The following is a 10,261-nucleotide window of genomic DNA, read 5'->3' as shown; positions in this document are numbered from 1 at the left end:
CCCCCGAGGCGAGACCGGCCTTCGGTTCGGCCGGGCCGATCCGCCTACCCCTTCGCCGCCTCGCCCAGGATCGACAGCACCGGCTCGGACAGGTAGAACGGCTCCAGGCGCTCGCGAATCAGCTTGGCCAGCACGCCGTTTCGCTTGGCGCCCTCGACCACGGCCGGGCCGTAGCGCAGGATCTCGGCGGCGATGTCCTCGCCCGTGAGCCCGAGTTCGGGGAGCATCGCGGCCAGCGTGTAGTCGCCGTACTTGGCGTAGAACACCTCGACGCACTCCTCGACCAGCAGGCCGAGGTACTCCTTCTCGCGGGTGGTGACCGCGATCTCGTAGCAGAGCACCACGAGTTCGTTCAGGTCGGCTTTGGTGAGGTAGTCGCGCAGACCGCTGACGGGCTCGTCGGCGTGCAGGTCCCAGAACTCCATGGCGGCCGAGTGGACCGGGGCGTCGCGCAGCATCTCGCGGATCGCGTTATTGGTGCGCTTGAGCGCGAACAGCGCGCCCTTGCCCGCCAGATCCCCGACGAAGGTACCGTCGGCGGCCTTCTTCGCCCGGTTCGCCGCGGACTGGCCCAGCGACATCAGCGAGGAGACGCCCGGGATCTTCTCGGCGCGCTCCAGATTGGCCTGCATGAAGTCGCCGACCAGCTTGTCGACGAACCGCGAGGCGACGGTCGCCACCAGTGGGCTCTCGGTGAGCCGGTCCAGGATGCGTTCCTGGGCCTGGTGCATGCCGAGGATCTTCTCCAGCAGCGCCTCCACCGGCTCGCGGTCCACCACCTGGCCGAGGGTGTAGCTCTCGTTCTCGGCGATGTGGTCGTAGATGGTGTCGGAGAAGACGCCGACGGTGTCGGCCAGCACCGGACTGCCGCCGATCAGGTCGACGACGGTGGCGACGGTCTGTTTGGCCTGATCCAGCTCGACCACGTCGCGGAAGATCAACGTGTCGGCGACGCCGAGCACGGTGTCGACGTCGCGGGCGACCACTTCGGCGAAGCGGTCGCCGGTCACCTCCGCGAGCAGGAATTCGACCTGCGCGTCGAGTAGCCGTTCGGCGATCTCACGCGGCTCGCTCATACCACTGCACCCCATCCACTGGCTCCGGCACGCCGGACCGGGGTACGTCAGTCGGTGTCGCGCAACGATTTCCGTATCCGGTCCAGGCGTTCCCGCGCGGCCTTCTCACGCGCGGCGAACTGTTCCTCGACGCCGCGGCCCGCCGGGGTCTGCCGGTCCAGCTCACCCATGCCCTGCGCGACGCCGAAGCGCTGCTCGACCTTATCGCGAACCGAATCGAAAGTCGGCACCCCCGAGGGCGAATATCCGGGGTCGGCGGCGGGCGTCGGGATACCGGTCGGCGGTACCGGTACCGCCGGTACCGGAAAAATGCCCCCGACCTGCCCGGATGCGGGATCCGCCTGCGCGGCCTCCGAACCGGACGTGTCGGGACTCACATTCTTCTCGGAGTCGGCATGACCGACACCGGCCAGTTCGTCGAGCGCGGTGCGCACCGCCCAGAGCGCGGCACGCCCCTCGACCGCGCCCCGCAGCACCGCCACCAGCTCCTGGTCCGTCAGCGCCCGCAACCGCGCCTCGATCTCGGCAGCCTCACTCATCTCCGCGCCTCCCTGACTGTGGGCCGACCCGCACCGAACCGGCCTCCGGAATCCAGGCTACGCACCGCGGCGGTCCGGCAGGATCTCCTCGGTCCAGGTGCGTAGGAGGGTGGTCCAGTCCGCGCCGAGCAGGGGGATGACGTCGTTGTGGCCGGCGCCGGGGACGATGTGGAGGCGTTTGGGGTGGTGGGCGGCGGCGTGCAGGCGTTGGGCGTGGCGGAGCGGAAGGAGTTCGTCCTGGTCGCCGTGGACGATGAGGACCGGGGTGGTCAGGGTGGGGATGCGGCGCAGGGTGGGGTAGGCGTCGGGGACGAGGGGCCGGGGCAGGAAGGGGTAGATCGAGGTGGCGGCGTCGCGCAGGCCGGTGAAGGTGGACATGAGGATCAGCCCGGCCGGCGGGTGGACGGTGGCCAGTTCGGTGAGCACTCCCCCGCCGAGCGATTTGCCCAGGTAGAGAACGCGCTCCGGGTCGACGCCGGGTTGCGCGAGGAGAGCCTTGCGGGCGGCGCGGGCGTCGAGGTAGGTGCCGAGTTCGGTGGGACGGCCGGTGCTGCGGCCGTAGCCGCGGTAGTCGAAGGCGAGCACATCGAAGCCCGCCTCGGCGAGCAGCGCGAAGATCGCGACCCGGTCGCCGATATTGCCCGCGTTGCCGTGCGCGAACAGCACGTGCCCGATCGGCTCGCGCGCCCGCACCCACCAGCCGTGCAGCGTTTCCCCGTCCTCGGTGCGCGGTGTGACCTCGGTGAAGTCCAGCCCCAGCACGGCGGGTGTCTGAAGGAGTTCCCGGTGCTGCGGCAGGTAGGTCAACGCGTGCAGGATCGGGGTGGCCGGGTGTCGCATAGTCCCTTCTTACCCCGGTGTGAGAGGTCTGTCGGTGGCCGCTCCCCTGTCGGCGCGCTCAGCCGCGTGGTTCGATGATCGAGTGTTCCGTGAACGAACCGTGCCGCCCCGCGCCTTCCGCGAAACGGGTTGCGCCCGTGAGGGTATCGGCCGCGATCGACGAAAGGCCGTGCTGGAACTCGTTGGCCAGCGCGTCCCCTTCGCCGAGCCCTTCCTGTTCGAGCAGCGACAGCCGGTCGTGGCGCAGACAGGTCTGCGGGAAGGCGGCCAGTTCGTGCGCGAGTTGCCGCGCGGCGCTGAGACTTTCGCCGGTGGGGACGGTCCGGTTGACGAGCCCGATGCGCAGCGCCTCGTCGGCGGGCACCGCGCGGCCGGTGAGCACGAGGTCCATGGCGTGGCTCGCGCCGATGAGCCGGGGCAGGCGCACGGTGCCGCCGTCGATGAGGGGCACGCCCCAGCGGCGGCAGAAGACCCCGAGCACGGCGTCGTCCTCGGCCACCCGCAGATCGGCCCACAGCGCGAGTTCGAGCCCGCCCGCGACGGCGTGGCCTGCGATCGCCGCGATCACCGGTTTGGACAGCCGCATCCGGGAGACGCCCATGGGCGCGTCGCCCTCGGGGTCCAGGCGGTTCGGCTCACCCGACGCGACGGCCTTGAGGTCGGCGCCGGCGCAGAACGTGCCGCCGACGCCGTAGAGGACGGCCACCGAGGCGGTGTCGTCGGCGTCGAAGGCGCGGAACGCGTCGGCCAGCGCCTCGGCGGTGGCCCGGTTCACCGCGTTGCGCACCTCGGGCCGGTTGATGCCGATGGTCGTCACGGGCCCGTCCCGCTCGACGAGCACCAGAGTGTCCGACATATCCGCTCCTGCCTGGATCGCGACCGCCGTGGGCGCGAGGGTTCGTCTCGCCGACGATAACAGGATCCTCCGCGCCCGGGCCGGACGGCAACGAGTCCGGGCGGCGCGATCGCCACCCGGACCCGTTGGAGCGCAGGAACTCTCAGCTACGCAGCACCGCGCCGACGGCGTCGGCAGCCGAGGCGACGGCCGCGTCGCGCGCCGCGCTGGCCTCGTCCTCGGTGAGCGTGCGGTCGGTCGCGCGGAAGCGCAGGGCGTAGGTGAGCGACTTGCGCCCCTCCCCCGCCTGCGCGCCCTCGTACACGTCGAACAGGGCGACGTCCTCGAGCAGCTCGCCGCCGCCCGAGCGCAGCGCGGTCTCGACGGCGGCGGCGGGTACGCCCTTCTCGACGCTCACCGACACGTCCTGGAGGACGGCGGGGAACGGCGACACCACCGGCACCGGCCGGGATTCGCGCAGCGGCAGTGCGTCGAGGTCCAGCTCCAGCGCGCAGGTGCGCGGCGGCAGGCCCGCCCGCTCCAGCACGGCCGGGTGCAGTTCGCCCGCGTGACCCACGACCTCGCCCTCCACCACCAGTTCGGCGCAGCGGCCCGGATGCCAGGGCAGGTACGCGGCGGCACGGCGCTCGATCGTGACGCCGGCGGCGTCGGCGATCTCGTCGGCGAGCGCGAACGCGTCGGCGGCCTCGGCCTGGCGGCCCCCACCCCACGGACCGCGCGGCTCGCGGCGACCGGTCAGCACCGCGCCGATGTGCACCGGCTGCGCGGGCAGCGAGTCGAGGAGCTCGGCGATCTGCTCGTCGGTGGGACGGCGATCCACCGGCAGCGCCTCGACCGCCCTGGTGCCGGGGCCGGGCAGCACCACCTGCGCGATGCCGTACAGGGTGAGGTCGCGCGCGCCGCGAGAGATGTTGCGGGCGGCCACTTCCAGCAGACCGGGCAGCAGCGTGGTGGCCAGCTCGGCGCGTTCCACGTCCAGCGGGTTGAGCACGCGGGTGGTGACGCGTCGCGGATCGTCGGCGTCCAGACCCCACACATCGAATACGCCGGCGGGCAGGAACACCGGCGGCGGCACTTCCACGCCGCCGGCGAAGGCCAGCGCGCGGCTCACCGCGCGACGGCGCCGCTGGGTGGCGGTGAGCCCGCGCCCGGCCGGGGCGGTCGGCACGACCGACGGGATCTGCTCCAGGCCCTCCAGCCGCAGCACCTCCTCCACCAGGTCGGCGGGCTGCGTGAGGTCCGGCCGCCAGCTCGGCGGGGTGACCACGAGCTGGCCGTGCCCGGTCGCCTCGTCCACCGACACCTCGACGGTGCACCCGATCTGGGCGAGCCGCCGCGCGCTGGTGCCGGTCGGGTAGGTCACGCCCGCGACGCGATCGGCCAGGTCGATGTCGATGCGGATCGGTTCGGTCGGCGGCAGCGGCACGCGCACGTCGGTGAGCACTGGTTCGACGGTGCCGCCGGCGATCTCGGCGAGCAGGGTGGCGGCGCGGTCCAGCGCGACGATATTGATCTCGGGATCGACCACGCGCTCGTAGCGCTTACCGGCCTCCGACACCAGCTTGTGCCTGCGCGCCGTGCGGTAGACCAGCAGCGGATTCCAGACGGCCGCCTCCAGCACCACGTCGGTGGTCTCGGGACCCACCTCGGTGCTGGCGCCGCCCATCACGCCGGCCAGCGAGATCACGCCGGAATCGTCGGCGATCACCACATCCTCGGCGTCGAGCACCCGCTCGGTCTCGTCCAGGGTGCGCAGGGTCTCGCCCTTGTTGGCGGTGCGCACCACCAGGCCGCCGGTCAGCTTCGCCTCGTCGAAGGCGTGCAGCGGCTGGCCCAGCTCCAGCATGACGTAGTTGGTGACGTCGACCGCGGGCGAGATCGGGCGCACACCCGCGAGCAGCAGCCTGCGCTGCAACCACCACGGGCTCACCGCGTCCGGGTCGATGCCGGTGACGCGGCGCACGCCGAAACGGGTGCACAGCGAGGACGGCTCCACCTTCACCGGCCAGGCGTCGGGCTCGTCGTCGGGCAGCGAGCGCACCGCCGGATCGGCGTACTCGAGATCGAAACCGCAGGCCAGCTCGCGCGCGAGGCCGCGCACCGAGAAGCAGTAGCCGCGGTCGGGCGTGATGTTCAGCTCGATGATCGTGTCATCGAGACCGAGCACCTCGTTGGCGTCGGTGCCCGGTTCGGCGGTGCCCGGCTCCAGCACCAGGATGCCGGAGTGGTCCTTGCCGATGCCGAGTTCGGCCACCGAGCAGATCATGCCGTGCGACACGTGCCCGTAGGTCTTGCGCGAGGAGATCGCGAACCCGCCCGGCAGCACACCGCCGGGCAGCACCACGACGACCAGATCGCCGACGGCGAAATTCGTGGCGCCGCAGACGATCTCCTGCGGGTCGGGGTTGCCGACGTCGACCTTGCAGAAGCGGATCGGCTTCTTGAACTCGGTGAGTTCGGTGATCTCGAGGACGCGGCCGACGACCAGCGGCTTGTCCACCTCCGCCCCGGGCGCGACGGTCACCCGCTCCAGCCGGTCGACCTCCTCGACCTCGAGGCCGACGCGGACGAAACCGGCGTCCAGCTCCTCCGGCGTCACCGACCACTCGGGCGTGGTCCGCCGGATGATCTCGGTCAGCCAGGACTGCGCTACTCGCACTTGACGTTTCGCTCTCTCGATCGAAGGGTGAGGTCAGGACCGGACGCCGAAGGGCAGCGTGAAACGCACGTCGCCCTCGACGATGTCGCGCATATCGGGAATGCCGTTGCGGAACTGCAGCGTCCGCTCGAGCCCCATGCCGAACGCGAAGCCGCTGTACACCTCGGGGTCGATGCCGCTGGCGATCAGCACCTTCGGGTTGACCATGCCGCAGCCGCCCCACTCGACCCAGCCCGCGCCGCCCTTCTTGTCCGGGAACCACACGTCCACCTCGGCGGACGGCTCGGTGAAGGGGAAGTAGTTGGGCCGCATGCGGGTGCGGGTGTCGGGGCCGAACAGCGCCCGCGCGAACGCGTCCAGCGTGCCGCGCAGATGCGCCATGGTGAGGCCCTTGTCGACGGCCAGACCTTCGACCTGCGAGAACACCGGCGTGTGCGTGGCATCCAGCTCGTCGGTGCGGAACGTGCGGCCGGGGCACACCACGTAGATCGGCAGCTCGCGCTCCAGCATCGACCGCACCTGCACGGGCGAGGTGTGGGTGCGCAGCACCTGGCGCGACCCCTCCGGCGCGATGTGGAAGGTGTCCTGCATGGTGCGGGCCGGGTGGTCGGGCAGGAAGTTGAGCGCGTCGAAGTTGAAGTGCTCGGTCTCCACCTCGGGACCCTCGGCGACCTCCCAGCCCATCGCGACGAACACGTCGGCGACCTGCTCGGAGATCACGGTGATCGGGTGCCGGGCGCCCACCGCCGTGCGCCGCGCGGGCAGCGTGACGTCGATGGCCTCGGCGACCAGCACGGCGGCGTCGCGTTCGGCGAGCAGCACGGCGCGGCGGGCCTCGAACACCTCCGACACCCGGGTGCGGGCCACATTCACGCGCTTGCCCGCGTCGGCCTTCTCCGACTTGGGCAGGCCGCCCAGGGCGCGCTGGGCGAGCGCGATCGGGGATTTGCCGCCGATGTGCTCGGTCTTGGCCGCCGCGAGGGCGTCCAGATCGGCGGCCGCGGCGAACGCCTTCTCGGCCTCGGCCGCGGCGGCGGCCAGCGCCTCCTCGGTCAGCGCCGTGTCTTGCTGCTCGACTCCCGTACTGTCGTCGGCCACGATCGTTCGTCTCTCCCCTGGGGATCGGTGCGCGGGTCCGGCTCATGGCCTACCCACATTGCTGCTGGTGGAATCCTATGGGATCGCCTTCGCCCGTTTCACGCGGATTACCCCGCGTGCCGGACCCTGGCCCCCGCGTACAGGCAGATCGCGGCCGCCGCGGCCAGGTTGAGGCTCTCGGCGCGGCCGTGGATGGGGATGCGGACGCGGTGGTCGGCGCGGGCGGCGACGGCCGGGTCCAGCCCGTGCGCCTCGTTGCCGAACAGCCAGGCCACGGGGCCCGCGAACACCTCGTCGGCGTCGTCGAGATCCAGTTCGCCGGTGGCGGTGGTGGCCAGCAGGGTGACCCCGGCCGCGGCGAGCGCGTCGAGGGCGGCGGTGACGTCGCGCTCGCGGGCGATCGGGACGTGGAACAGGCTGCCCGCGCTGGCGCGGACGCATTTGCCGTTGTGCGGGTCGACGGTGTCGCCCGCGAGCAGCACGCCGTCGGCGCCGACCGCGTCGGCGACCCGGATGAGGGTGCCCGCGTTGCCGGGTTCGGCGATCTCGACGGGCACCGCGAGCATGCGCGGACCGGTGCCCAGGATGTCGGCGAGCGGCACGTCGACCACGTCGCAGACCGCGACCAGGCCCGGCGCGGTGACGGTCTCGCCGAGATGCTCGGCGGCGCGGTCGCTCACCAGCGTGGTGCGCACGCCCGACGCCGCCGCGCTCGCGACCAATTCGTGCTCGCGCGCGGCGGCGGCCGCGGAGTAGAACAGCTCGCGCACCCGCCCGGTCTCCAGCGCGGCGGTGACGGCGTTCGCGCCCTCGGCCAGGAACTGTCCGGTCTTGCGGCGCTGCGCGGCGCGATGCAGCTTGACAGCCGAAACGACCCGCGGATTGCGCTCGGAGAGCGCGTCCGCGGGTCGTTCCGGGAGATGCCTCGTGGTCAAGCTCAGGCGGCGGGCGCGTTGACGTCGGCGGGCAGCGCGGCCTTGGCCACGGCGACCAGGCCGGCGAACGCCTCGGCGTCGGAGACGGCCAGCTCGGCCAGGATCTTGCGGTCCACCTCGACACCCGCGGCCTTCAGGCCCTGGATGAAGCGGTTGTAGGTGATGTCGTTGAGGCGCGCCGCGGCGTTGATGCGGGCGATCCACAGCTTGCGGAAGTCACCCTTGCGCGCCCGGCGGTCCCGGTAGGCGTAGGTGAGCGAGTGCAGCTGCTGTTCCTTGGCCTTGCGGTACAGGCGCGAGCGCTGGCCCCGGTAGCCCTTGGAGGCCTCGAGGATGGAACGGCGCTTCTTCTGAGCGTTGACGGCCCTTTTGACGCGTGCCACTGGTCAGTCCTTGATCGAATAGGGGGCGCGTGCGGCGCCCGGGTGGGTCGGGGAGGCGGACCGGAGATCCGGTCGCGGCACCGTCAGATGCCGAGCAGCTTCTTCACGCGGCGGACGTCGGCGGCCGCGACGACCTCCGTGCCGTCCAGGCGGCGCGTCCGGCGGGAGGGCTTGTGCTCGAACAGGTGGCGACGGTTCGCCTGCTGACGCAGCAGCTTGCCCCGGCCCGAAACCTTGAAACGCTTCGAGGCGCCGCTGTGGCTCTTCTGCTTCGGCATGGATTCCTCAGTTCTGTCGTACCGGCCGCCGGGATCGGCGGCCGGTGTCTTCGTCATGGCTACGCGAGCGCGACCTATTCGGCCGGGCCCGCGGCCGGGGTCTCACCGGCCGGTGCGGCGTTCGCGGGCGCCGGGCGGCCCGACTCCTGCTGCGCCTTCACGCGGGTCTTCGCGCCCTTGTGGGGGGCGAGGACCATGGTCATGTTGCGGCCGTCCTGCTTGGCCGAGGTCTCCACGAAACCCAGATCCGCGACGTCGGAGGCCAGGCGCTGCAGCAACCGGAAACCCAGTTCGGGTCTGGACTGCTCGCGGCCGCGGAACATGATCGTCACCTTGACCTTGGACCCGGCCTCGAGGAAGCGAACGACGTTGCGCTTCTTGGTCTCGTAGTCGTGGTCGTCGATCTTGGGACGGAGCTTCTGCTCCTTGATCACGGTCTGCTGCTGGTTCTTCCGGGACTCGCGCGCCTTCTGCGCCGTCTCGTATTTGAACTTGCCGTAGTCCATGATCTTGCAGACCGGCGGACGGGCATCGGGGGCCACCTCGACCAAGTCGAGATCGGCCTCGAGGGCGACGCGTAACGCATCTTCAACACGCACGATCCCAACCTGCTCACCGCCAGGTCCGATGAGTCGGACCTCGGGAACGCGGATGCGATCGTTGATGCGGGTCTCAGTGCTGATGGGGCCTCCTAGGTCAAGCGGTGTCGTCGTGACGACCCCCGCAATAACTGCAACCCCTTGTTCAACACAGAAGCCCCGCCACGGTATTTCGCCGTGACGGGGCCCGAGTCGACCGATCACCGATGCGCCGCATCGGTTCGCCCGCGCGAGATGCGTCCCGCGGGGGAAATCCGGCCCCGGAGGGCGGATGACCGGACCGTTGTCCCTGTGCGATCGCTCGCCGGGTAACGGTGGGAGTCGGGCTCCACTTATCGGCCCCGTGGTCGTTCGATGTCAAGTTCCATCAGACGCCCCGGGGCGGTCGTCGGCGAAAAGTTTAGCATTGCCGACCGCTATAGCCGAATCGGGTCGAAATCCCGTTGCCCACGGTCGGCTGCGGTGCCAGGATCGCCCGGTGCCCACTCCCCCGCGCGACCTGTTGACCTGGCAATTCGAGCTGACCTGGGCGCTGGCGCGCTATCACCTCGACGTATTGACCGAGGACGACGTCCTATGGGAACCGGCCGGTCTCGTCTGGACGGTACACCGTGGCGCGGACGGCCGCTGGCGGCCGGATTGGGCCGAGGTGGAGCCCGACCCGATCCCCGTGCCCACGATCGCCTGGCTCACCTGGCACATCGACTGGTGGTGGAGCACGGCGCTCGCGCACCTGCGCGGCGAGACGCCACCCGAGCGCGAAGACGTGTACTGGGCCGGGAGCGGCGCGGCGGCTGTCGCCCGGCTCGACGCGTTGCGCGACGCGTGGGTCGCCGCGCTGGCGGAGGCGGATCCGGACCGGCCGTCCGCCTACCCGTGGCCGGCCGACGCCGGGCTTACCGGCACCCACCTCGCCGGATGGGTGAACGCCGAACTGATGAAGAACGTCGCCGAGATCGGGCAGCTCCGGCTGCTGCGAACGGCCTCGCTAGCCTGAG

11 protein-coding genes are annotated in these 10,261 nt (G+C 71.3%); 1 reads left to right on the top strand and 10 read right to left on the bottom strand.

The annotated features are described in order from the left end of the window. Positions 1 to 44: 44 nt before the first annotated feature. From OHB21_RS25525 to infC, 10 genes are all read right to left on the bottom strand, one after another. On the bottom strand, positions 45 to 1,076 hold the full coding sequence (locus OHB21_RS25525; RefSeq protein WP_195125860.1) for a hypothetical protein: 1,032 nt from the start codon (positions 1,074 to 1,076) through the stop codon (positions 45 to 47). A gap of 47 nt (positions 1,077 to 1,123) precedes the next feature. Continuing rightward, positions 1,124 to 1,615 (bottom strand): hypothetical protein, encoded by a 492-nt coding sequence (locus tag OHB21_RS25520; protein WP_195125859.1) that lies wholly within the window; start codon positions 1,613 to 1,615, stop codon positions 1,124 to 1,126. 57 nt (positions 1,616 to 1,672) lie between these two features. Further along, positions 1,673 to 2,455, bottom strand: a complete 783-nt coding sequence (locus tag OHB21_RS25515; RefSeq protein WP_067506699.1) for an alpha/beta hydrolase — start codon at positions 2,453 to 2,455, stop codon at positions 1,673 to 1,675. Between the two features lie 58 nt (positions 2,456 to 2,513). Further along, positions 2,514 to 3,311 (bottom strand): crotonase/enoyl-CoA hydratase family protein, encoded by a 798-nt coding sequence (locus OHB21_RS25510; RefSeq protein WP_067506702.1) that lies wholly within the window; start codon positions 3,309 to 3,311, stop codon positions 2,514 to 2,516. Positions 3,312 to 3,453: 142 nt separating this feature from the next. After that, positions 3,454 to 5,970 (bottom strand): phenylalanine--tRNA ligase subunit beta, encoded by a 2,517-nt coding sequence (gene pheT, locus OHB21_RS25505; protein ID WP_067506705.1) that lies wholly within the window; start codon positions 5,968 to 5,970, stop codon positions 3,454 to 3,456. A 33-nt stretch (positions 5,971 to 6,003) separates the two neighbouring features. Next, positions 6,004 to 7,068, bottom strand: coding sequence for a phenylalanine--tRNA ligase subunit alpha (gene pheS, locus OHB21_RS25500; protein ID WP_195125858.1), 1,065 nt, complete (start codon positions 7,066 to 7,068; stop codon positions 6,004 to 6,006). 107 nt (positions 7,069 to 7,175) lie between these two features. Further along, a complete protein-coding gene (locus tag OHB21_RS25495) occupies positions 7,176 to 8,003 on the bottom strand; it encodes a TrmH family RNA methyltransferase (protein WP_195125857.1) in 828 nt (275 codons plus the stop codon). A 2-nt stretch (positions 8,004 to 8,005) separates the two neighbouring features. After that, positions 8,006 to 8,386: a 50S ribosomal protein L20 gene (gene rplT, locus OHB21_RS25490; RefSeq protein ID WP_067506715.1), complete on the bottom strand. Its 381-nt coding sequence runs from the start codon at positions 8,384 to 8,386 to the stop codon at positions 8,006 to 8,008. Between the two features lie 83 nt (positions 8,387 to 8,469). Further along, positions 8,470 to 8,664 carry a 50S ribosomal protein L35 gene (gene rpmI, locus OHB21_RS25485; protein ID WP_067506831.1) on the bottom strand — a complete coding sequence of 65 codons (195 nt, stop codon included), beginning with the start codon at positions 8,662 to 8,664 and terminating at the stop codon, positions 8,470 to 8,472. 74 nt (positions 8,665 to 8,738) lie between these two features. Beyond that, complete coding sequence (infC, locus tag OHB21_RS25480; protein WP_084537460.1) at positions 8,739 to 9,392, bottom strand: translation initiation factor IF-3; 654 nt, start codon at positions 9,390 to 9,392, stop codon at positions 8,739 to 8,741. A gap of 349 nt (positions 9,393 to 9,741) precedes the next feature. Here infC and OHB21_RS25475 point away from each other — a divergent pair, with 349 nt between their 5' ends. Then, positions 9,742 to 10,260 (top strand): DinB family protein, encoded by a 519-nt coding sequence (locus OHB21_RS25475; protein ID WP_067506724.1) that lies wholly within the window; start codon positions 9,742 to 9,744, stop codon positions 10,258 to 10,260. Position 10,261 lies beyond the last annotated feature (1 nt).

Source organism: Nocardia puris (genome assembly GCF_036051655.1).
GTDB classification, from domain to species: domain Bacteria; phylum Actinomycetota; class Actinomycetes; order Mycobacteriales; family Mycobacteriaceae; genus Nocardia; species Nocardia puris.
The sequence above is the reverse complement of the archived record's forward strand: the minus strand, read 5'-3'. Positions and strand labels throughout refer to the sequence as shown.